General features: G+C 37.1%; 15 protein-coding genes and 3 pseudogenes. 13 read left to right on the forward strand and 5 right to left on the reverse strand.

Going from position 1 to position 22,604, the window contains the following annotated elements:
• The coding region (locus CWB80_RS16945; RefSeq protein WP_138602650.1) for an RNA-guided endonuclease InsQ/TnpB family protein at positions 1-573 on the reverse strand (573 nt) is incomplete at its 3' end.
• Positions 574-647: 74 nt separating this feature from the next.
• On the opposite strand from CWB80_RS16945, the pseudogene tnpA (CWB80_RS23250) reads away from it, so the two are divergent.
• Positions 648-1,007, forward strand: a pseudogene (tnpA, locus tag CWB80_RS23250) (IS200/IS605 family transposase).
• 21 nt (positions 1,008-1,028) lie between these two features.
• Here the strand turns inward: tnpA (CWB80_RS23250) and CWB80_RS23130 are convergent.
• Both CWB80_RS23130 and CWB80_RS16955 read right to left on the reverse strand, forming a co-directional pair.
• Positions 1,029-1,160 (reverse strand): hypothetical protein, encoded by a 132-nt coding sequence (locus CWB80_RS23130; RefSeq protein WP_268833887.1) that lies wholly within the window; start codon positions 1,158-1,160, stop codon positions 1,029-1,031.
• A gap of 285 nt (positions 1,161-1,445) precedes the next feature.
• Positions 1,446-2,411 carry a DNA polymerase III subunit beta family protein gene (locus CWB80_RS16955; RefSeq protein ID WP_138602648.1) on the reverse strand — a complete coding sequence of 322 codons (966 nt, stop codon included), beginning with the start codon at positions 2,409-2,411 and terminating at the stop codon, positions 1,446-1,448.
• A 1,314-nt stretch (positions 2,412-3,725) separates the two neighbouring features.
• On the opposite strand from CWB80_RS16955, the gene CWB80_RS16960 reads away from it, so the two are divergent.
• Positions 3,726-4,859, forward strand: a complete 1,134-nt coding sequence (locus tag CWB80_RS16960) for a replication protein A (protein ID WP_138601306.1) — start codon at positions 3,726-3,728, stop codon at positions 4,857-4,859.
• Between the two features lie 111 nt (positions 4,860-4,970).
• On the opposite strand, the pseudogene tnpA (CWB80_RS23255) reads toward CWB80_RS16960, so the two are convergent.
• Positions 4,971-5,272, reverse strand: a pseudogene (tnpA, locus tag CWB80_RS23255) (IS200/IS605 family transposase).
• Between the two features lie 132 nt (positions 5,273-5,404).
• Between tnpA (CWB80_RS23255) and CWB80_RS16970 the strand changes: the two are divergent.
• From CWB80_RS16970 to CWB80_RS17015, 11 genes and pseudogenes are all read left to right on the forward strand, one after another.
• Positions 5,405-6,631 carry an RNA-guided endonuclease InsQ/TnpB family protein gene (locus tag CWB80_RS16970; protein ID WP_138601308.1) on the forward strand — a complete coding sequence of 409 codons (1,227 nt, stop codon included), beginning with the start codon at positions 5,405-5,407 and terminating at the stop codon, positions 6,629-6,631.
• Positions 6,632-7,365: 734 nt separating this feature from the next.
• Complete coding sequence (locus tag CWB80_RS16975; protein WP_138601311.1) at positions 7,366-12,957, forward strand: hypothetical protein; 5,592 nt, start codon at positions 7,366-7,368, stop codon at positions 12,955-12,957.
• 197 nt (positions 12,958-13,154) lie between these two features.
• Positions 13,155-13,934 carry a tyrosine-type recombinase/integrase gene (locus tag CWB80_RS16980; protein WP_118845549.1) on the forward strand — a complete coding sequence of 260 codons (780 nt, stop codon included), beginning with the start codon at positions 13,155-13,157 and terminating at the stop codon, positions 13,932-13,934.
• A 25-nt stretch (positions 13,935-13,959) separates the two neighbouring features.
• A complete protein-coding gene (locus CWB80_RS16985) occupies positions 13,960-14,292 on the forward strand; it encodes a type II toxin-antitoxin system RelE/ParE family toxin (RefSeq protein ID WP_036973792.1) in 333 nt (110 codons plus the stop codon).
• A gap of 74 nt (positions 14,293-14,366) precedes the next feature.
• On the forward strand, positions 14,367-14,681 hold the full coding sequence (locus CWB80_RS16990) for a helix-turn-helix domain-containing protein (RefSeq protein ID WP_036973979.1): 315 nt from the start codon (positions 14,367-14,369) through the stop codon (positions 14,679-14,681).
• A gap of 480 nt (positions 14,682-15,161) precedes the next feature.
• A complete protein-coding gene (gene lepB, locus CWB80_RS16995) occupies positions 15,162-15,662 on the forward strand; it encodes a signal peptidase I (protein WP_051501951.1) in 501 nt (166 codons plus the stop codon).
• Positions 15,649-16,827, forward strand: a complete 1,179-nt coding sequence (locus tag CWB80_RS17000) for a TrbC family F-type conjugative pilus assembly protein (protein WP_171041552.1) — start codon at positions 15,649-15,651, stop codon at positions 16,825-16,827. Before lepB ends, CWB80_RS17000 begins: the two co-directional genes overlap by 14 nt.
• Positions 16,824-16,973 (forward strand): hypothetical protein, encoded by a 150-nt coding sequence (locus tag CWB80_RS22585; RefSeq protein WP_155950869.1) that lies wholly within the window; start codon positions 16,824-16,826, stop codon positions 16,971-16,973. The genes CWB80_RS17000 and CWB80_RS22585 overlap by 4 nt, the downstream gene beginning before the upstream one ends.
• On the forward strand, positions 16,973-18,016 hold the full coding sequence (locus tag CWB80_RS17005; RefSeq protein ID WP_055022017.1) for a TraU family protein: 1,044 nt from the start codon (positions 16,973-16,975) through the stop codon (positions 18,014-18,016). Before CWB80_RS22585 ends, CWB80_RS17005 begins: the two co-directional genes overlap by 1 nt.
• Before the next feature lie 357 nt (positions 18,017-18,373).
• On the forward strand, positions 18,374-18,937 hold the full coding sequence (locus tag CWB80_RS17010; RefSeq protein ID WP_138601319.1) for a hypothetical protein: 564 nt from the start codon (positions 18,374-18,376) through the stop codon (positions 18,935-18,937).
• Positions 18,938-19,092: 155 nt separating this feature from the next.
• A pseudogene (locus CWB80_RS17015) lies at positions 19,093-19,575 on the forward strand (GGDEF domain-containing protein); the annotation flags it as partial.
• Positions 19,576-19,617: 42 nt separating this feature from the next.
• On the opposite strand, the gene CWB80_RS17020 reads toward CWB80_RS17015, so the two are convergent.
• On the reverse strand, positions 19,618-21,444 hold the full coding sequence (locus tag CWB80_RS17020) for a tetratricopeptide repeat-containing diguanylate cyclase (protein ID WP_036973798.1): 1,827 nt from the start codon (positions 21,442-21,444) through the stop codon (positions 19,618-19,620).
• Positions 21,445-22,604 lie beyond the last annotated feature (1,160 nt).

Raw genomic sequence — 22,604 nt, forward strand, 5'->3', positions numbered from 1 at the left:
GTCAAAGCCAGTGATCGTTTCCAAAACTTGTTTAGCCGTTTTGCATTCCACTTCCTGAGTGATACTGCATTCCCATTTTCCGTGACGATATTGAACAGTGACGGTCTTAATTTTGCTCACGAGCTCACGATGCAGAACGATTGGCACTTTACCGACTTTTGGGATGCTTATAGCGCCATTTTCGATTCGAATGCAATTGGAATTATTGACGGCTCGAAACGAGTCGTTGTGAAGTTTTTTCTTTTTGTATGTGACTTTATGCTTTGGAAAGCGCTGCAAACGAACCTTTGAAAAAGCATTCTTAACAGCCGTTTCTAAATCGCGAGCAACCTGCTGAGCAGCAGCAGAATCAAACGCTTTAATCCAGCTAAATTCCTCGAATGGCTTAATTTCCTTGAGGAGAGAAGCCATATCTTTGTAAAATAGGAATGTTTTATCGTATTCATATCGACGCATATTTTCAGACAACAACAGATTCCAAATGCCACGCGCTGTCGCACCAAACTCAATAAGCTTAGCTTCTTGCTCTGGGGTAGGATTTAGCCTGTAGTTGTATCTGAGCGTCTTTTTCATATACTGTATAGACTACTGTATAAGGTCGAGTTGTCAAGTTGGAATATTAAACTAAATCTCACTGAAAATATTTAATTGCACTTCATTGGATTCTGGTAGTTAAGTACAGAAAACCTTTACTAAACGGAAATCTGGGTGAGTTTGTTAAGAAAACGGTTTTCGATGTTTCTCTATCTTCTGACTTCAGGATCGAAGAGATTGAAATAGATAAAGATCACATTCATATGCTGATTACAATCGGCACTCGATATTCTGTAGGCCAGTACGCAAGGAGGATCAAACAAGCGACAACTACTAAAATCTGGAAATCATTTCCTTACCTCAAAAACCAATTTTAGAAAGAGAAAACATTTTGGTCGGATGGATACTTTGTGTGTTCTGTAGGAAATACTAGTGCAGAGATAATACAAAAATATATTCAAGAGCAGGGGTGACACAGACTCATCCCCGCGACATCACTTCGCTCTGATCACGGGGTTTTCTCGGTGAATTTTCGATAAAAACGCATATCCTGTACCACCCGCACAAATTACTGATACATTAAATGGTTTAGAAATCCACTCTGATGGAATTGAAAACGTGTTCATTTTTTCCCCCTTTAATGTGACCGGACATACAATGTGAATTATTCACTATTAATTTGAATGTGAAATATTCACAAGGCCGAGCTTAAAAACTCTCCCAAACGCATAAATCGATTTAACTCTCGCATTCTTACTTTTGCATTGCTTAGGCTCTTTGTGTTGGCTTTAGCGTTCCAAAATGCGAGCAAATTTTGCGTTGTTACAACTTCCTTTGCGTTAAGGGTCTTTTCGAGGTTAACGTGAGTGAAGTTTGAGGCCAGTACAGTTTTCTCAACATCATTCATGCCTTCATTCAGTAATTGATGTGTTCTTTTTGGGTAAAGTTGCATTTCCTTGGCAAACAACTCCATTCGAATAAATATTCATCAGTGGCGCATGATACAAATGCGTATTTTCATTAGGTCGTTGATTACTTGGCAAAGCAAACACAATTAACCCATTTGGTTCTCCTTGTTTATCTTTTTCCAAACAAAAAAAGGGTAGGGTAGATAATTGAAGAGTTCGTCTTGGCGTTATAACTTCCATACCAAAAAATACCTTTATAAGAAAGTTTGTACCATATACTGTTCCTCCAGTTGAGCAATAGAAGTGGCTCTCATCAAAGAAAAAGCCCAAAGTACCATCAGGCTGTGCTTGTAGAAGCATTTCAGCAAGCTTAAATGGCAAGATACCATTCAAATCATCTACAGAATTTTCTAACTGAATAATATCCTTAGCCAATCTATGACCATCACTAGTGTATAACTTCATCTGATGAAAATTTATAGAAAAGTTAATATGATTTAGGAACGGCCTTACATCGTTATTCGCCTTGGCATAAAAAATACCAGAAATAGCAGACTTAAATGATTCTGCATCACAAGAAAATTGAAAGCCATTAGGAATTACAATTTTGGGAATAGGGTAGCTATCGCATGACATTGTAGCTATTGAAGCTCTTGAACGACCATGTTTAACAATTACTTTATCTTCATCGAATTGAAATTTTAGTGGCTTACTTTCATCGGTAAAGCTACTTATAAAAGTATTAAGTTTTTTGGCTTTGATACAAATCTCATAATCTTCAAACGCATCAATTGGTGAAGATTGCCTAACAATAGATTGAGTGTCCGTTCCTAGCACTTCTGCTATGCCGCCAATTAATGAGACGTGGATATAATCCAACGCAGATATGTTGCATTTTGAGCCATTTGCTACACCACAAGCATCCACAAACAGATTTTTTGCGGTAGAGAGTGAGATTGAAAAATTCATGAATATGCCTTCTATTGTTTATTTAACAACAGAATGACAGCTAAATTACATCGTGCATTTTGCAAAGAACTAATTAGCTAAAGGTATTGAGCTTAGTTCTTTTTAAATACCAAATATCATTTTTAATTTGATTTGTTGAGAGCTAAGAATAAATATTAAGGATAATGATGGTTAAATATATAGGTTAGATCTTTAGGTTAGCGCTGTGGATTGTGTTATTAACTTATTGATTTTTATAGCTAATAAAAAATAAATGAGATCGCAATTACACGTTATTTAGATCGCAATTACACCTTACTCAGATCGCAGCTACACGTTATTGGTACTCATATTGATATTATTATCAACAGGTTATAAAGGGTTGCCTGTAAAATATCCACAACGACATTGCTCAAGATCGCATTTACACTTTATTTTATTCACAACCACAGTTTGATTTTCATTCGAAATGATTGAAAATAGGCCAAATTACTGTACCAGATCGCAATTGCACGCTTCTCAGATCGCAATTACACCTTTTTTTAGGGGGTTATTCACAGCCCTGCTGAATCCATACTACAGAAGTTTAGTGAATTTTCATTTGAAAAAAGTTTTTTTTCGCCCGTTACCTTTGTTTGCGTGTGGTACAATTCTGTAAACCACTGAAATGTATGTGTTTTATTTTTCAGATCGGTTTTACACTTTATTTTTTAATTTCTCTGTCCTTTTTAGAGCAAATTCTTCCGATTTATTTTTGACCAATAGTTTTAAGTTCACATCGGGTACACAGAAGTAAGTTGATGAAATAATAAACTGAAAATAAATCTCAGACCCTAATTACACGTTATTCAGTAGTTATGTAGCTTCTCAGATCGCATTTACACTTTATTTTATGAGCTAAATTTTTGTGTCAGATCGCATTTACACGTTATTTTTCGGCCTCAATTTTCATCCCAGATCGCAGTTACACGTTATTCTATGGCCTCAAATTTCATCCCAGATCGCATTTACACGTTATTTTTCGGCCTCAATTTTCATCCCAGATCGTATTTACACGTTATTTTTGAACTAAATCTTCACCTCAGATCGCATTTACACGTTAATCAAATAGATAGGTTTTGAACTCAGATCGCAGTTACACGTTATTCATACTGTTACTCAATCTACCAGATCGCAATTACACGTTATTTTTAATAGGCTTAATAGGTAGTCAGATCACAGTTGCACTCTATTATCTTAATGATTATAAAGAGTTTTTTAATAATGGTGCATTTTACTGTGTTATTTATATAGCGATTTGATATATTTGAAATTCAAGTATGCGGGAATTTCGGTATGAGCAAAAACAAACTTACAATAAATAATTTGCCAGAGACTATCAGCACTAAAGGGCTAGTAGTTCAGGAAGCCGCTGAGGTTGAGCAGCTCAAACTCTTTACTGATGTGCATTTTGAAGGTTTGAAATCAAATTCGTTATCAAATACCTTTCCTTTATATGATTTATGGTCTCGTTTTGTAAGAGTTAAAACTACCATATACCCAATTAGACAAGCACCAGAAAGGCTCGTTAATTCTCGTTCTATTTCTGATAAGTTGGATGGTGTTGAATACACCGGTGAATTACAAATTTCACCAGCTGTAATCAAAGGTAAAGAAACTGACTATGTTGCTTGGCCATCTGACCGCGAAGAAAAGGTAGAAAGGGCGCTTATATCACTTGCAACTAAAGGCAATATTTCTAAGATTAATAACGCAAGCGGCACTCGTTACGCAATTCATTTTAAAATGAATGAACTAAATGCAGAGCTTAAGTCAGTTAATCAATCATTATCTTATCCAGATTTAAAGGAAGCGCTACTAATCCTGTCAGGGAGTCAACTGTCTTTTAACTACAGCACCAGCTCAAATGGTGAAGTAGAAACAAATGAAGCAAAAATGCCTTATCTGGGGTCAATTCATTTTTCTGGTAAAAAAGGGCCAAGCACTCAGAGATGCATTGTATTTCTTAATGAGTACATGGCTCAGCAAATTGAAACTGTATCTTATAAAGGATATTACTTTAACCAGGCGCAACAATTTAAGAGAACCTTATCTAGCTGGCTTACAACCAGACTTTATACACTATTTAGATACGCAAGCCCCGAAAAAACGTATCACTTCATGCTTGTAAGAATAATGATTAAATTTGGTTCAATTGAGTCAGAAGATATAACTGAAAACCGCTTAATCGCTATTCGCAGAAATATGACTTCAACAATGAAAGACCTTATTAATGCTGGCATTTTAGAGAAGTATGATATAGCTGCTGTAAAAGACGATGAAGGTAAGGTTACCGATTACAAGTACACGTTATACCCAACAGAAGGATTTTGCGATGAAATTGTATCGCTCAATAAACACGCTAAGAAAATTAGAATTAAAAGCAATACGACAGAAGAAGTTGTTGAAACTCTGTTGATCGAGCAATAAAAAATGAAGAGGTGCTGCATTTTTCAAGCACATAAAAACTTGTTCTTTATCTAAACTCACCGAGAAAACTCCGTGATCAGAACAAAGTAATGTCGCGGGGATGAATAGGTGTCACCCCTGCTGTTGGATATATTTTCGTATAGTCTCTGCGCTTGCATTCCCTACAGAACACACAAAGTACCCATCAGACCAAAATGTTTTCTCTTTCCAAAATTGGTTTTTCAGATAAGGAAATGATTCCAGATTTTAGCGGTTGTGGCTTGCTTAATCCTCCTTGCGTGCTGGCCTACTGAATATCGAGTGCCGATTGTAATCAGCATATGAATGTGATCTTTGTCTATCTCAACCTCTTCGATCCTAAAGTCAGATGATAGAGAAACATCGAAAACCGTTTTCTTTACAAACTCACCCAGCCCTTCCGTTTAGCAGAGGTTTTCTGTACTTAACCACCAAAATTAGATGAAGCGCAATTAGATATTTGCAGTGAGATTTAGTTTCATATTCCATCTTGACAACTTGGCCTTATACAGTAGTCTATACAGTATATGAAAAAGACGCTCAGATACAACTACAGGCTAAACCCTACGCCAGAACAAGAAGTTAAGCTCATTGAGTTTGGTGCGATAGCGCGTGGCATTTGGAATCTGTTGTTGTCTGAAAATATGCGTCGATATGAATACGATAAAACATTCCTGTTTTACAAAGATATGGCTTCTCTCCTCAAGGAAATTAAGCCATTCGAGGAATTTAGCTGGATTAAAGCGTTTGATTCTGCTGCTGCTCAGCAGGTTGCTCGCGACTTGGAAACAGCGATGAAGAATGCATTTTCTAAAGGTCGTTTGCAGCATTTTCCAAAGCACAAAGTTTCCTACAAAAGGAAGCGGCTTCACAATGATAGCTTCCGAGCGGTCAATAATTCCAACTGTATTCGAATTGAAAATGACGCTATAAGCATCCCAAAGGTCGGCAAAGTGCCAATCGTTTTGCATCGTGGGCTTGCGAGCAAAATTAAGACCGTAACTATTCAATATCGTCACGGAAAGTGGGGATGCAGCATCACACAGGAAGTAGAGTGTAAAACGGCTAAACAGGTTTTGGAAAAGATCACTGGTTTTGATATCAACTCAAAGCAAACGGTTGTTGGTTCGAACGGATTTGTGGCCGATAATCCGAAGTTTTTAAAACAGTCAAAAGAGAAGCTAAATCAATTGCAACGCCAGCTTGCGCGTCGAACCAAAGGCTCAAATCGTTGGCACAAAACTAAACAACGCATCAATAAGCTACACGGTAAAATCTCAAGGCAAAGGCTCGACTTTGCGCACAAAATTTCACGACAGATAATCAATGAAACTGATATAGCGTGTTTTGAAGATTTAAACGTAAAAGCGATGCAAAAGTTCAATGGCAGCATGGTTGCGGATAACGTAATGGGGCTGATAACTCAGCTTTCAAAATACAAAGCTGAGTTAGAGGGTAAGTTGTATCACGAAATTGGTCGATTTGAGAAGTCCACTGGGATCTGCTCAGAGTGCGGCCAAAACCATGTTTTAACATTGAACGATAGGTATTTCACTTGTGTAGCTTGCGGAACGTATCAAAACCGTGATCTATCGTCGGCTAAGAGCATAGAAAAGACAGGTGAATTAGATTTAATTGCGGCTGGCATCGTCGCAAGGGTAGCACCCGTATCTCAGGAGAAACAATCCGTTAAAACGAAAGTCTTCGAATTATCGAAGTTGGATTTTGGATCTGAGAAAAAAGAAGCAGCCTAGCCGTTAAGCTAGACTGTAGAAGCCCAGTGATCAGAGCGAAGCGATGTCGCTGGGTAGTTCACCGCCAACTAGAATATAAAAGTGCTCTCTGACGACTACTTTACCGATCTTCTCCCACTTGAGATAGGTAACCCCCGAATTTGATTTACGCTCAAAACCTACTTCTGAGAATACAAACAGACATTCACCTTCTTTAACTTTTTTTAGATAAAAAACAAAAAACCAAATAGGATATGCTAGAACTTTAAAATACCAAGCGCGTACAAATTTTTCGCCGAACTCAAAGCTACAGACATCGGTTAAAAAGTTAAAATATTCTATTAGCCTGTATTGGATAGTTATCGTATACATGAGTGAAGCTCTAATTTCAGTATTTACTCGACAATTTGTTAGTGTTTCATTACGACTAATGAGCTGAGGCTATATATTTTCATCAAGCAAATTTAATTTGACTGCCAGTCGTAATTGAAAATTTGTGCGTGTCACTCAGTTTTATCATATAACAACTAAACCTAGTGTTTGCTTTTTAAGCAAATATTGTTTTTTAATATCATTGCAAGTCCTAAAAATTAAGTTGTAGAACTATTATTTTAGAGCTCCTGCTATTCAAATCATTGGATATTCAACGAATCAGTCGATGAAACGAATTTTTCTTCTAATTCAATTCTTTTTCAGCCTTTATTGTTTAGCTAAGTTGGTAAGTTAACTCTGAGTAATTCCAACAAGGTCTAATAATGAGTTATTTAAAGGCAGCGGCTTTAACTACTTTGATGTTTTCATTTAGCGCTATTGCTATCACAACTATCAAAGGAACGATGAATGTCTACAAACCAGAATTTGTCATCGAGAACAAATCAGGCACACTTATTTCAAACGTAAGAAACTTCAAGCTTGAGGCTCGCCAAACTGTTATAGACGATTACTGTACTGTCACTACAGATAACAATTTAGCATTACAAGGGGGAACCTTAAGCGCTGGATATTGTTTATTTGAATGGAATAACACGGCCGGTTATTCAATTGATGGATTTAAAGTTGAAGGCGTTGCTTCCAATTCAGGTCCGAATAGTATTGGCTACTCAATTTATTATTATTCAGGGTCAGCAAAAGCTAAAAAGTTAGTTGATACAAAAAACTTTATTTTTAATTTTGAAGCTCCAGTTAAGCCCACTGTCCAAAGATACTCAGTTAAGCTTGGAAACTCATGGAAAAGCGTAGGTAGCCACACCAATTACAACCCCGCAAACAAGTTTTCTGCAGTTAGAGTTAATGTTGACGCAAGGAATTACAGTCAGAAGGTATCTATACCATCGCTTGGTAGCTGTACAGTAGTAAGTGGCGCTACTTCATGCGGTATCTCATTTTCAGAAATAAAGCTTGGTGATGCTATTTCAAATAAAGTGGGCTCTTTAAGCTATCAAGTGTCAGTTGATTCGAGTAATAGTTATTGGGGAGTTAGTAACACCAAACATGGTTTAACTGTTCCTTGGAATTACCAACCAACAAAAATTGACCTTTTTGAGGCTAATTCCATGCCTGCTAGTTATGCGACTACAAAGACAATAAACGTTAATAGCAAATCAATTCAAGTTTCGAATAACACAGCTAAACTCGTTTTAAATAAGCCTTCTAGCGAGATTGTTGGCGATTGGTGGGCCCCATCTGAGTTAAATGTAAAATTCAGCCGAAATAGTCAGCCAACCATTTCAAGTGGCAACACCTATAGCGGGAATGTTCTATATACAAAAGATGGCTCACTAGTTACAGCAAATAAGACTATTACGAGCACTAAGAGAGAAAGTGTAAATGGTGCATATGTTTACACGTTCGATATGACGCAAATTGAAGATGGTTATTATGGTGCTTCTGTGGCTTTCACAAATTCAAGTGGCATCCCTTCTAACCAAAATTTTAATGGGTTAAGAATCAACAAAACTGCCCCAAAAATTGATATTTTCAAATCAGGTGTTAAGCAAAATAACAGCAGTAACTTTGCATACAATCAAGAGCTGGTAATTTCAACTTTCAATTCATTTACAGGTGACGTTGACCTGGTATCGATTCAAGTTAATTCTTCTAACGTTGCTTTTAACAAGCCAAAAATTGGTGTGGCCACAATACCTGACACTGTTATTTTCAAAAATGGCTTAAATACAATAAAAGTTACGGTCAAGGATACTCTGGGACATTTATATTCCAGAACAATCGCACTAAATAAAGTTCAAGATGAAATCGAGTTTAAGATTAACAATTTAGGTGGTCGATTAGTATCTCACGTAAAAGAGTCTAGTTTTGAAGCAGTCCAAACTAAGTTTTCAGGTTTCTGTGACATTGTGACTAATGAAGCGGTTGCAATTGGTACCAATAATAATGTATCTGGAAAGTGTTATTTTGAATGGGTTGGTATGGATGAGCTTGATAGAGATAACCTTTCTCTGAAAGGTCGATTGAGAATGAGCGGAGTAGTGCCTGTTGGGTATAAAGTGTTTGCCTATTTTGGCGCGGAGAAAGAGAAAACACTAATCAAGTCTGGAACTACATCTTTTAACGTCGAGGCCCCAATTGAGCCTGAACTAACAAAATATTCTATTTATGTAGGGAATAAATGGATCGACAATAATAGCGATGTCAATCACGATCCAAACGCTCAGGTTAAAGCCATTTCAATCACTACTAAGCCAGTTAATTATTCACAACAGGTAATTTTCGATAATTTGGGGAGTTGTTTAATAAATGCTGGAAGTACATCCTGCACAATAAATATCACTCCTTATTACCTTGGAACTAAAAATTACACTGGCTATGAGGATGGCATTGTTTCTCACCAGTTTAAGATAAATTCAATTAATAAGTACTTTACTGATAAAGAAATAAACTCACAGGCCATTGTAAGTTGGGAATATGCATACTCTCGGGTAGAGCAAGTAAAAGTTAATGCAAGGGCTAGTGGTTTGCCATTGAGCTTTGGCTTGTTAGGCGCTTCTATAGATGTTGAGAACGAAACAGCGAGAGTTGTATTTGATAAACCGTCTCCAGCTATATCAGGTACATGGTGGCTTCCTAAATCGATTGAACTTGAGTTTAAAGTTAGTGGTTCGCACGAAGTCCTTAAGGAACTTGAATTTGACGGTACTACTCTTTTTAAAAACGATAATATTACTGAAGGTGAAACTGTAATAGTAAAAAATCTAACCGGGCCTGAACTTATTAATAACAAGTTTATTTATACAGCTGATGTGCAGAGTGTACCAGATGGACACTACGATATTACGGTTACTTCAAAGTACTTATATTCAAAATCAGATAAAAAAGAATTTAAAAACGCTGCATTCTTATCTCGTAAGCAGCCATCAATTTCTATTTTCAGAAACAGCCAAAGCATGGAGGAAGATGATGAGTTCTACTTTGATAGTGAACTGTTAGTAGCAGGGTTTAATGGCTACGTAAATGGTGTCACTATTGAGAGTGTACAATCAAACGGTGTGCCATTAAGTTTAAATTCTGTTGGTGACGGTATCGTCACTATTAATGGCTTAACTCAACAGTTATCACCTAAAGATAATGCAGAAATTAGTGTTGTAGTTAAAAACTCTTCAGGTGATAAATTTAATTATGATCTAAATGTTGTCTTTGCTCCTATGTCGTTTGATATAAAGCATCGTGAAAACGACTATCTACCGTTCAGACTAATTGAATTGGTTTATTTAGATTCTAAACAAGTGAGCGGCGAAGAGTGCCGGTTCTATAGTGAAAGAGACCTCGCGGTTAAATATGCGCGCAAAGGTGTTAAAAGTTGCATATTCAATTGGGTTAATTTACCAGAAGGCTTTGAAATATCATTGCGAGGTAGAACACCATCGGCTGTTGGTTATTTAGACAAAGCGCTTGTAGAAATTGAAAGCGATATCGAAATAATTAATGAGTTTGGTGAAACACTGATCATACCTAATGAAAAAACACAGATTTCTTCTCAGGAACCAACAGGGATTTCAGTTGAAGCTAGCTCAAGGCGAGAACTTATAAACGGTTTTTATCCAGTTGAATACTCGGGTGGTGAAATTGTCAGAATGGGTACTGTATCGAGCCCTGGTTCATTAGATATGACATTCGACACCAAAGGGGTTAGCCAAACATTTCCGAAAAACCCTTCTACAAGAACAGGTGAAATATTTAGAACATCTGGTAGGTTCGATATGCCTTTTGAAGTTGAACGCAATCTATGGGAAGTATTCCCTATCGATTACAACGTTAAGTACCATAGAATGCCAGAAATAAATGCATCCCAAAGCATTAAAGCTTTAGTCGTTCCTGATAGCACACTTGGCGTTAATCTAGATTTTCAAGATGATCAGATCCTATCTACCGATGAAGTAACAGCTAAAATCAACCTTGGGAATTACAATCGAATCGATGGATGGGTTTATGACAAAAGCTCAATGGGTGAATGGGAAGTTTACATAGGTAAGTACGACAGAAGAAATATACCTGAACCATTAACAGAAACTGTCACAATTGATGCGAAAGGAGAAGCCTTCATAAAAATGCCAATGGAAGTTATTGGCGAAGAAAGTGGAATTTATGTTGCAGTAGCAAAAGCAAAAACACCTATACCTGATTATGAGTACTATATTCAGTCTGCTCGTGCATACTTTATTGTGTACAAAGGCACTAAAATTGAAGGGGAGCTAAAGGATGGCTTAATTAAGGGCCGGATACCATTGAGAGCTTCAGCAATTTACTCACCTGAAGACCGAGCAGATGTTGGATCACTTGGCCGAGTTGTGTGGGAAGTTTCAAGTAACGGTTCAGATTGGAGGGAGTCTACAGAACATAAAGATACTTTACGTTGGCGTAAGCGATATGAAAACGAAGAAATTGAATACTTGAGAGTTAAAGTTGAAAATAAGTTTACAGGTGAATGGTCAACTAGCGGTACTCTAAAAGTTGTTGCTTATGAAAAACCTGAACTATTAATTCAACAAACTAATGAAGTTCTATTTAATGAAGCTGCAAAGTTCGTTTTGTATGACGGAGATAACCTCGTTCAAAATGGGGATGGTGTTATCGAGTGGTCAACTGATAATCGTAAGTCTTGGTTCTCAGGTCCAGCAGAAATCTCATTCTATAAAGATGACTTTACAGGAAGAGATATCAATGCCCGAATGAAATATAACGGGATAGCAAGTGACAGTAGTTTGGGTGATGAAGCTTTTGTCGAAGCTAGGGCGCGATACTACTTCTTAAGAGCGCCACGATTCTATTTTGATTTAGATGTCCCTGATCTAGTCGAAGTCGGCTCTACACACCATATTAAAGGAAGCTCTTTCACAAGAACTGAGTCTATTAATGGTAGGACTCAAAACCAATGGGTGTTACCGGATGGGAAAGTAATAAATGATAGTGAATTTGACCTGACATTTAGTGAAAATCTTCTTGAAGGAAGAAACTTTATTCTGACCTACCAAGCTTGGGTAGAGGGGTCAAAGCAAGAGACAATCAACGAGACTAGAGTTCGTGTGAAAAGCTGGACATACGAGTTTCCTGAAATTGAACTAAACATGCCAGCTACAGTAAATTACATGCCTTCTAAACACATTGCATGGGTAGGTTTAGAGCGTCATTTTGCTCCTGGCGTCGAGTATACATATGAGCTACTAAAAACACCCGGAGTTAAAGTGTTAAATCAAGATGACGGCAAGTTTACTCTGCAGTTTTCCCAAGAAGGAATGAAAAACCTCACATTTAGGGTTACTAACAGCAGGGGACAAAGCAAAGAAGTAAGTCAAATTGTAGAAGTTTTACCTCCAACCCCATTAGAAATTGAGATCGTGCGTACATTCAGTAATGAATACCTGAGATATCCATTAGATGTATCACTTAGATCTCGTGTATGGCTTTCACATCCAGATGATAGAGTTTCAGTGTATAAATGGTACTTGGATGGCGAGCTTGTCATGGAAAGCAAGCGCTATAGAGAAAGTATTGGAGATTTATCAGTTGGTGATCATACTATCCGCGTTGATGTTGAAACTGAGTTTGGTCAGACAGGTTCGCAGTCATTTGAAGTGAGTGTGATACCAAATCAGAAACCAACCGGTAGTATTAATATGCATGAAATAGATCAAGTGTTTGAATTACATCTCAACTGTAATGACTCGGATGGTCGAATTGCTGCGACTACATGGCAGTTAAATGGTGAGTTACTAACGCATTCTCATAATATTATCCAATTCAGCAAGGATAAGCTAAAAGGTACAAATTATGTTGTAGGTAGATGTTATGACGATAGTTTCGAATACATAGCTATCACTCAGACAATTCATTAATGATATGTGAATATGGCAGCTATTTTGACTGCCATATTCATAAAAAATGAATAACTTTTGATTGGGCTCAAATGTTGCTGAAAGGTTGAAGATTATTGAAGAATACCTATTCCAATATCTCGAACAAACACAACACCTGTGGTTTTTGGTGTTTATTTATTATTCCATGTTGGAATTGGGTGTTGTTTGGATGTTATATGCCATTTGAGAAAGGTCATAAACCTGTTCGTAGACGGCCTGTTTCTGACGCGGTAAAGCGGCTTGAAGCAAGCAGAAAAGGCGCAGGGAAAATAGAAAGTAAAGCGCAGCTAAAGCACATACTTGCTAATGCTAATCGTGGTGAAACTGCTGAGAGAAATGTGGCATTAATTTGGTTTTTGTTCGGTTCACTAACGCGCATTGGTGAAACATGCCAGTTGCTAGTTAAAGACGTTTTTACCAAGTCGGGTGAACTCAAATCTATTTTTAGAATGAGAGCTGATTACACAAAAACAAATCAAAGTCGTGATTGTGCGTTGGTATTAAAACAGCAAAGGCAAGCAGTTTTACGATGGCGTGATAAGCGCATAGCAGATAAAGCCATGCTATCGGTAGACGGTAGTTACGGTGGTCTGAATGGAGATAGTCCATTGTTTTTAGCTAGAAGCGGTAAGCGCTGGGTTACGTTATCGTTTAACGTCAAAAAATATCAGACTCAAGATGGGCAAAAAGAAACGTTAGTTTGCAGCAGCATGGAGAACTACGTTAGAAACTTATTTAAGAGCTGCGGCTTTAAACAAGGCTCAAGCCACTCAGGGCGTAAAAGTACCGCCAGTCTACTATCTGATGCTGGTGTCGATTATGACGTTATACAAATGGCTATAGGCCATGTTAGTGATGATATGACTGACACATACATCATCCCTGATCCACAGCGATTAACTGATGCACTGAATAACCTGTATAAGTCAGTGCCGCCACTAGGAATAAAAGAATAAATAATCTTGGAAGGACATTAGCCAGTTGAAAAAATTTAAGTTTATAAACAATCAATCAAAAAAAGAGTTTCTAGCGTTGCCCGATAAAATTCAAAAGCGCTTTGCAAATGATTTAAACGCTATTTGTCAAAACAAAGAGCCATTTAGCAAGTTTAAGCACTTAAAGGAAAGTGTAGGCATTGGTGCAGTTGAGCTAATAGAGAACGGCAGGCCTGCATATCGAACGATTTACGTTGCTAAGTTTGCAGATACAGTGTTCATCTTGCATTCGTTTACCAAGACGACTAACGAAGTCGATAAACAGGCTATGGACACTGCAAAGAAGCGGTACAAGCTAATGCAAAAAGAAATTAAATGAAAAATATATCAACACTTGTATATATATCACTGCTGATATATAGTGCTTATAAGTTAATCAATAAGGTTTTTAAGATGACTCTTGAATACTCAAATATCTTTGATGCAATCACCGAAGATAAAGCAGAAGCCTCTGAATTACAGACACGATCAGATCTGATGATTGTCATTCGTGACATTATCAATGCCAAAAATTGGTCACAGGCCGACGCTGCTGCTCAATTAGGGCTAACGCAACCTCGCGTGAGCGATTTAGTTAATGGGCGAATTGAAAAGTTCAGCATTGATAAGCTAATGACTTGCTTGTATCGCATAGGTTTCCGTTTTAAGCCTGCGTTTGCTGATAATCAATTAACAATGGCTGTAGAAGCAGTTACAACTAACAAATGATTGAAATACGCATAAAGTAAGGTGCTAAAGCAAAGGCTGAACTTCAAGGTAATGCGGTGAGAGATATCGCTGGTTACCTCAAAAACTACTCTGCGGGTATAGAGTAACTAGCGAAAGAGATTTGACTTGACCATATAGATCTTTCGACTTTGGGACACAGAAATTTAGAATTAGTTTCCACGACCTAGGAACCCTATACTTGATAGTACTGTTCAATTCTCTGAAATTGATGAGATATTAAAAACTTTAATTAAATAAGCACATTTAAGACAGAAAATGTATAAGTTACAAAAAAGGTAGCCTCAACCAAAGGCTACCTTTTTTTATACTAGAGTTCTTTGGAGGAGACTTTAGTATGTCGTTAATGTACCACAAATACTTTCTTAATCGCCAAAAAAAATTCAATACGAAAGAAAATCTCAGAATTACTCAAAAATCTCACTGTAGAATTTATTTACGTTCTCACAAAAACAATTAGCTATGAATAGCATAAAGTTGAAAAGCACAGTCATAGTATGCCTTACACTACTTGGCTTATATTGGTTAGCGGAATTATTTTTTGCTCGCTTCACATTTTCTTTTCCTACATTTCAAGAGCAATGTTTGTATGCTCACATGTTCATAGTCGACAATCGTGATAAGGATATTAAAAGGGGAGATTTAGTTGCATTCAAATTTAACAAGGAAGATAAAAATTTTGATAAAGGGTTGAACTTCATAAAAATTGCAGCTGGAGTTCCTGGCGATGAAATCAAGTTCTCGCCAAATGAAATGCTTGTAAATCGAGTCGAATCCAAAATTGCTGGAATGACGCATGCCATTAATTTCTTACAGTTAAACCCAAAAGAGTATGAGCGACAAATTACCTTGAATGAAAATGAATTCTTTATGGTTGGTGAGACTATTTATAGCTATGACAGCAGGTTTTGGGGGCCAATAAATGAAGAGGATATTTTGGGGAAAGCATATGCAATTTTTTAAGTCGGTACTTTTGCTGTGTGCGTTCTCAGTCTCCGTAAGTGCCAATCAAAAAAACAAATATGATGTTTCTAGTTTTCAAGACGCTGCGAATAAGGCTGTCGAGAAAGCCAAAGAAAATGGGTGGTTAAAAGATATAGATAAGCCAACAATTCAAGAAAACGATATAGCTTTAGCCAAGTCAATTGCAGATCAGGCTGTTGTTATTTCCAGTGAAACAATGAAGAGAGCACTTCCACAACAAGAAAATAAGATTGATTTATTAGAAGGTACAGATGGCGCTATTTTCGTAAGTTTCTCAATGCCCAGAAGAGCACTTATTGATGCCTTCCAAGTGGCCAAAGAGCATAACTTAACAATTTTATTTAGAGGGCTAGAAAAAGGGGCTACACACATATCATCGACGATGAAGCTTATTCAGAAATTAAGTGCCATATCAAAAGTAGAGCCAAATGTAGGAATAAACCCACTAAGATTTAAAGAGTTTAATGTAACCGGTGTACCAACTATCGTCATAAGAAATGGTAATAAGCATCTTATTGCTCCGGGCACATTGAATGCGCAATATGCAAAAGAGCAATTTGACCAAAAACAAGGCGATTTCAAGTTTGAACCATTAGGTCAATTATTCAATATTGACGAACCTGACATCATAGAGCAAATGAAAGCTGTAGCAGGCAAGATTGATTGGGCTGAGAAGCAACGTTTAGCAAAAGAAAGGTTCTGGAAGAAATATAAAACTTACCCTCTCCCCACGTCAGATGAATCTAAGCAGTGGCTAATAGATACGACTGTTCGCGTAACTCAAGATATCAAAAATGGCCGTGGAGAAATATTGGCTCGAGCTGGCGACATAACAAACCCTTTAAAACAATACCCTATGCATTTAACCATTTTTGTAATTGATCCCTATGTGAAGTCACAGGTTGATTGGGTTAAGGAAGAATTAAAATCGATATCAGGACAGTTTCAGATTCATCTAACCCATATGGATAAAGACAAAGGGTGGGATGACCTTAGTAAGTTTCGAAATGAGTTTGGGGCACCAGTTTTCATTTTGCCTAAACAAGTTATTGAGAAATTTAAAGTGGAAGCTACACCAAGCAAAATCGAAACACAAAGCAATGGCTATTTACTGGTACGTCAATTCGATTGGAGTGAAAAATGAAATTAATTTTAGTTGGGTTAGGCGTTTTGGGTGGGATCTATTTAAGTTACGAGTACCCCACTGTAGCAAAGCAAATTTGGGATACCGCTTGGCATTACTTTCTAATCGCATTTAATTGGTTAGAGTCAAAAGTGGGCCAATTGTAATGCGCTTTACATTGATTTCCCTTATTTTCTTAGTTGCTTTATTTTCAACGCAAACAAAAGCTGAAGGTAACGCATGCAATAACGCGAATGTATTTAGCAACATAATAAATGAAGTTTGTTGGTCGTGCTTCTTGCCAGTACGATTGATGGGAGTAGGTCCAAAACCAAATGGGGCTGCACCTGACCAATCGATTTGTGCTTGTAATGATGCTCTTGGAATCCCGGAGTTTGGCTATCAACTGGGGTTTTGGCAGCCGTCTAGATTAGTCGAACATGTGAGAGTTCCATGGTGTGCACCCGCATTAGGGGGAGTTAGGCTTCAGGATGATCTATTTTCATTGTCGACTGGAGTGGATGTTAAAAGTTCCGGTGGTGCAGACTTGGCAACGTACCAATACCATTACTATTCATACCCATTATTTGCGATGTTGGAAATTTTGTATTTGCCTAAATGTGGTGGTGAATATACAGATTTTGATTTGATGTACCTTAGCGAGATTGATCCAACTTGGAACAATGATTTGCTCTCAATTTTACTATCCCCAGAAGCATTTATATTTGCAAATCCAATTGCAAAAGCGTGGTGTACTGCGGATTGTGCCGCAATTACAGCAGGAGATGTTCAAGAATCTACATATGGTTGTGCTGGCTGCGACGGAAGTCTCTATCCATTTACTGGAAATGTTTATCATGGTGAGTCTGGGCCGCGTGTAACTTCTCTTTTGACACAACGTGTACTTGCGAGTTTGCACCGAAAGGGGTTGGCTAGAAAAACAATCGGAGAGGATGCAATGTGTAAACCCGAGTTTTGGCCAATGATCCCCAAATCCCAGTATAAGCTTTCGATGCTTCATCCCGTAGCTGAAGCTGATATAAACTCCCCCAATGGTAAGTGCTGTCACCCATTGGGGGAGTCTGAACATAAATGGTCTACAGCGGCAGGTGGTAGAACCATCCCAGGTCTTGAAGACTACCTATATTTACTGTGGCGGTTTAATGACTGTTGCGTAATTAGTTCTGGTATTAATGTGCCTTCAAAATAGTGAGTAATTGTACTTTCTGTTCCAAAACTGGAATGGTTTCTGAGAAGAATGGAATAGAAAGTCTTTTATGACAAGGCTTTTAGCGCGGAGGGGAATATCGATATTTTTGATTTTCTGATAAGTGTTATTCAGCCATAAATGCTCTTTGAACAAGATATTACTCCACGTATTGTCAGTTATGAATAAAAAAACACTATATACGCGACTTTCCTTCTTCATAGTATAAAAATGAATCAATTAGTGACATTGCGCATTAGGGGGGGGTTGCAATAAGATCTGTAAGTAGATGGAAATATTGCGTAAATGTAAAAACTAGTGCTATTCTAGTTTCGCTATTCAAGGAAAGAGTTTGTCCTCGTGTTGTCATTCCAAACCCTCGCAATGTTGTTCCTACTGGCTATTTCTAACTTAAGTATTTGGCTTGCAGATGGTTTCATTACATTTATTGCATTTACCGATAATGTCGGAAGTATGACTTTTTCACAGCTACTCAATGCAATGACAGAGCTTAATTTGTTTGTGATTTTAGCATTACCTGAATACTGGCATGCGAATTCCCATCATTCATTTTTGGAAGCTCCAGCATTTTGGTTTGAGCCTGCAACAAGTATTGCTGCGTTCATCACGTTTGGCTTGTTATTGCTATTTTCAAGTATTGTTCATTCGTTAATAGGTTACACAATTGCAGCTATCATGCTTGTACTTGGGATTGGCTATATGTTAGTCAGCTGGGGTATTTTAGTGGATGTAACAGAGCCACAGCAGGTTGGCTCATTTTTAAGCATCGGTGTACAGGGCTTGTTAGTTCATTCGATATTTTGTTTTGGATCTTTGCTATTTATAATAATAAAAAATGCGTACTACAAAATATACTCTATTAATAATATTAAGCTTGCTCAGTCATTTTTGCATTGCAGGTGATGTAAGTTGGCAAAAACAAGCAATAGAGCAAACAAGGCTCAATGTTATTTTTTTGTTAATATTGCTATTTTTGCCGTTGTACAGGAATTAACATTATGGCAATTAGTAAAAAATAACGAGCCAATCAACATCATTATTAACAAAGTGAGTTAGACACCTTAACACAATTATTGAATCGTCATGGTTTCCATCAAAGTGTTAACAAGCTTGATGATAAATCTGGGTTTTTATTAATCGCAGATATAAATAACTTTAAATCTATTAATGATCGTTTTGGGCATAATATTGGTGATAAGGTTTTGCATCGCGTAGCACAAACATTAAAAGAACAAGTTCGTGGTAGTGATATTGTAGCTCGTTATGTGGGGGAGAAATTTGTGATATTTTTCCCTTCACAAGATAGTGACCAACTAAAGTTGATCTCCCACAGATTAATTTGTTCTGTAAGCGCACTCGATTTTTCAGATTTAAACGAAAATCTAACGCAAGTTACTATAAGTGTAGGCCTTGATAAAGGTAGTGTTGAGGCTAATCATTTTGAGCTGTTGTATGAAAAAGCAGATACACTCTTGTACAAAGCTAAAAGCTCAGGTAAAAATCAATTTATTATGGGGCACCTTGAACGTGTGACTGTTTAAATTAGCTTAGATCAATATTCACATGTCTAGCTTAAGCAAAAGTTAAACTACCACACTATTTTTGCCATTTTGCTTGGCTTTGTATAAGTTCAGATCAACACGTTTTGCTGCCTGTTCAGCAGTCTCATGCGGGGTTATTTCAATAACACCAATGCTTACGGTTGAATTAATACCCAAAGAAGTATGTTGTTTTTCTGCTATTGAATGCCTAATTCGCCCCGCAATGTCTTTTGCATTTTCGAGAGTTTGGTTTTCAAGCACAATCAAAAACTCTTCACCACCGACTCGTCCCACCATACCTGAACAGCGAACTGTGCTTACAATGGTATTTACGACAGAAATGATAAGCTCATCGCCAATATCATGGCCGTATTGATCATTTACAGCTTTAAAATGGTCAATATCAATAGAAATCAGTGAACTTACTTGCTTATTGTGTAAGTTTTTTTGCATGACACTTCGCTTCAAATTAATGATAGCTCTGCGATTTGCTATGCCTGTAAGTTCGTCTTTTAAGGCGAGTACTTCAAAATACTTTTTTTGGCGGACTTGTTTAAAGCTGTAAATGGCAAATAGGATTAAACATACGCTGGCAATAATGAGTGTTAAGCGCTGCCAAAAGGCTTTATCTTCAGCCACTGTTAGTAACTCTTTTTGCAGAGCTGAAGCTTGTTCTAGACGAGTTATTTCACGCTTCTGTTGTTCAAAGTTAAAGTTTAGACGTGCTGATATAAGGGCGTTATTGGCTATGTCTGTTTGCTTTTGTTTTATTATTATTATTAGTTGTTGTTGAGCATTTATGTGTAATAAGGAATCATTTGTAGCTTCAGCAATTAATGAGGCAAAGCTTAAATACCTTTCTTTAAAACTGACCGGCCATGAGTTTTGCTTAGTTTGTAACTTGTTAAATAAAGTGAGAGCTGCGTTTAGATTATTGCTTTTTAAGTGCCATTGGGCTTGTGTCATAGTTAGTAGTGTTGTGATCCAGCTATCATCTATCTTAAGTTTATCAACAGCGGTTAAATATGACTTTGCAGCATTGAGCTGGTTTAGTTCGGTGTACAACTCAGCTAATTTTATCAATACATAAGCATAACCGTTATCGCTTTCGTAAGACCTTACATCTTTTTTGATTGACTGATACAACTCTATAGCTTTAGGGAGATTTCCGCTTTTTTCATGGGCAAAAGCGATCTGATCGATTACTTTGTAATGTTCTTGTTTATTAAATTTGGCTAATTCGGTTGCAGAGCGTTGCAGTTGTTCAATTGCTAGATCAAAGTTGTAAAGAGCAATATGAATATCTGCTATTTCTTTTAGGGCAAGAGCTTGTTCATAGCTATTTCCTGATTTTTCAAATAGCTGATAGGCTTTTTGCGCTGCATGGAATGCATCTTCATAGTTTCCTTGGGCTAAGTAAATACGATTGAGTACTGTACTAGCGTTAGCAATGCCGTTTAGCTCTTCAGGGTTTTGCGTGTTTGCAGAGTTTTGAGTTATAGGGGTTAAAAGTATTGTGGCTAATTGGTAATTGCCTTGGTTGTACTCTTGGAAAGCTTCACAGACTGTGAGGTTTTGTTTTAATATTTCGCTACCTGAGTTATGAATTATTGACTTTGCATTATTTAAAAAGTCATTGTAATGGAGTAGCCCATTAGATGTAGTGACATCAGAAAACCAACACTTAAACGCCATTACTCGCGCATCATCAAGCACATTTTTATATGGCATTCCTTGTTCTAACTTTTCTAAAATAGCTCTCGACTCAGAGAAGGTGGTATAGCCATAAAGAACCTTATCTATTTCATTTTTTACTTCATTGGCGGTTAAATTGGCAGAAAAAAGAACAAAGCATAAAACCCTTAACATTTAAACTGTTACTCCATCAACTACTATTCCGTTACTAAAATTTAGTTATTATTTTTAATTGAGGTTAACATAAAAGTTGTTCAATAATAACAATTACGAGAAGCTTAAAACTCGAAAGGTTTTGGTTTTCTGCTGCCTTTTAGATTCCATCAAAGATTTGCTTAATTTCAGCGACTTTTCGTAATAAAACACAAATTCCAATGTTTTATCAGAAACTTTAATAACTCTCTATCAGAAACTGATACACAATTTTATCGTCTGTAGTATAGCTAAATTCCAGCCTTGGATCAGAAAGAACAATGGTTTTAGCTTAGCTAATTTTTTGGAAGCTGCGCGACCTCTAGATACTCCGGCTGTTGAAAGTGTTGTAAGGGTAGCTCCTTTTATATAAGCTCATATTGCGTTCGTTAGCTTTACATATTTAGGGACTCATTTGGGAAAATTTGTTTTTAGCAAAAAATTACTAGGTAATTGAGCGATACCCCCTAGATTTATCTAATTTTAATATTAAATTAAGCTTATACTTGTTTCGGTTTTTTTACTCCACCTATAAAAAGTTAATATTAAAAACATGGAGTTATTGAAACAACAGTGTGAAGTGAATCACTTATGGGCGCCACCTTAATGTCGAATAAGGGGGGCTCATAAAGTTTCGAAAAATTTTTAAGTATGGAAGTTTGACAATAATAAGCACAGCCTCTATATTTAAAGTGTATTTCATAAATTATTGAGCCAGCAATTTCCTAATTGATTATCAATACCCAAGCATACAAACTCACCTTCATCCCTAAGTTTGTATGCTTTTTTCTTTTGTATCCTAGTTTAGCCAGAATGACGCTGGATTTGCTTTTTGTGCTTCTATACTTTGCTGGTTTGGTATTCTATAACAGAGGTTTAGCTATTAGGTGACATTATGTTCTTGTCGAGCATTTTCTATTGCTAAAGACTCCCTATATTCAGCAGTTTCTGCTGTCAGTTTCCAATGAACATCAGGTAAATCCTGTTGCTCAACTACTTGTCTAACCTCTGCTATAGAGGTTTTGAACATTAGGCTTGCGCAATCTCACCCTTTCAAGGGCGAGTCAAGCAAGAGGTAACTAGTCTTTTTTCTGACTTAAAGCGCGTGAAGTTTTTACGGCTCTTTCACTTGGCGGTGTGTT

Source organism: Pseudoalteromonas sp. S1650 (assembly GCF_005887195.1).
Classification (GTDB): domain Bacteria; phylum Pseudomonadota; class Gammaproteobacteria; order Enterobacterales; family Alteromonadaceae; genus Pseudoalteromonas; species Pseudoalteromonas simplex.

Bases quoted from the DNA above. Each gene is read 5' to 3' on its own strand.
- CWB80_RS23130 (WP_268833887.1), bottom strand. From the start codon at position 1,160: ATGAACACGTTTTCAATTCCATCAGAGTGGATTTCTAAACCATTTAAT.
- CWB80_RS16955 (WP_138602648.1), bottom strand. From the start codon at position 2,411: ATGAATTTTTCAATCTCACTCTCTACCGCAAAAAATCTGTTTGTGGAT.
- CWB80_RS16960 (WP_138601306.1), top strand. From the start codon at position 3,726: ATGAGCAAAAACAAACTTACAATAAATAATTTGCCAGAGACTATCAGC.
- CWB80_RS16970 (WP_138601308.1), top strand. From the start codon at position 5,405: ATGAAAAAGACGCTCAGATACAACTACAGGCTAAACCCTACGCCAGAA.
- CWB80_RS16975 (WP_138601311.1), top strand. From the start codon at position 7,366: ATGAGTTATTTAAAGGCAGCGGCTTTAACTACTTTGATGTTTTCATTT.
- CWB80_RS16980 (WP_118845549.1), top strand. From the start codon at position 13,155: ATGCCATTTGAGAAAGGTCATAAACCTGTTCGTAGACGGCCTGTTTCT.
- CWB80_RS16990 (WP_036973979.1), top strand. From the start codon at position 14,367: ATGACTCTTGAATACTCAAATATCTTTGATGCAATCACCGAAGATAAA.
- lepB (WP_051501951.1), top strand. From the start codon at position 15,162: ATGAATAGCATAAAGTTGAAAAGCACAGTCATAGTATGCCTTACACTA.
- CWB80_RS17000 (WP_171041552.1), top strand. From the start codon at position 15,649: ATGCAATTTTTTAAGTCGGTACTTTTGCTGTGTGCGTTCTCAGTCTCC.
- CWB80_RS22585 (WP_155950869.1), top strand. From the start codon at position 16,824: ATGAAATTAATTTTAGTTGGGTTAGGCGTTTTGGGTGGGATCTATTTA.
- CWB80_RS17005 (WP_055022017.1), top strand. From the start codon at position 16,973: ATGCGCTTTACATTGATTTCCCTTATTTTCTTAGTTGCTTTATTTTCA.
- CWB80_RS17020 (WP_036973798.1), bottom strand. From the start codon at position 21,444: ATGTTAAGGGTTTTATGCTTTGTTCTTTTTTCTGCCAATTTAACCGCC.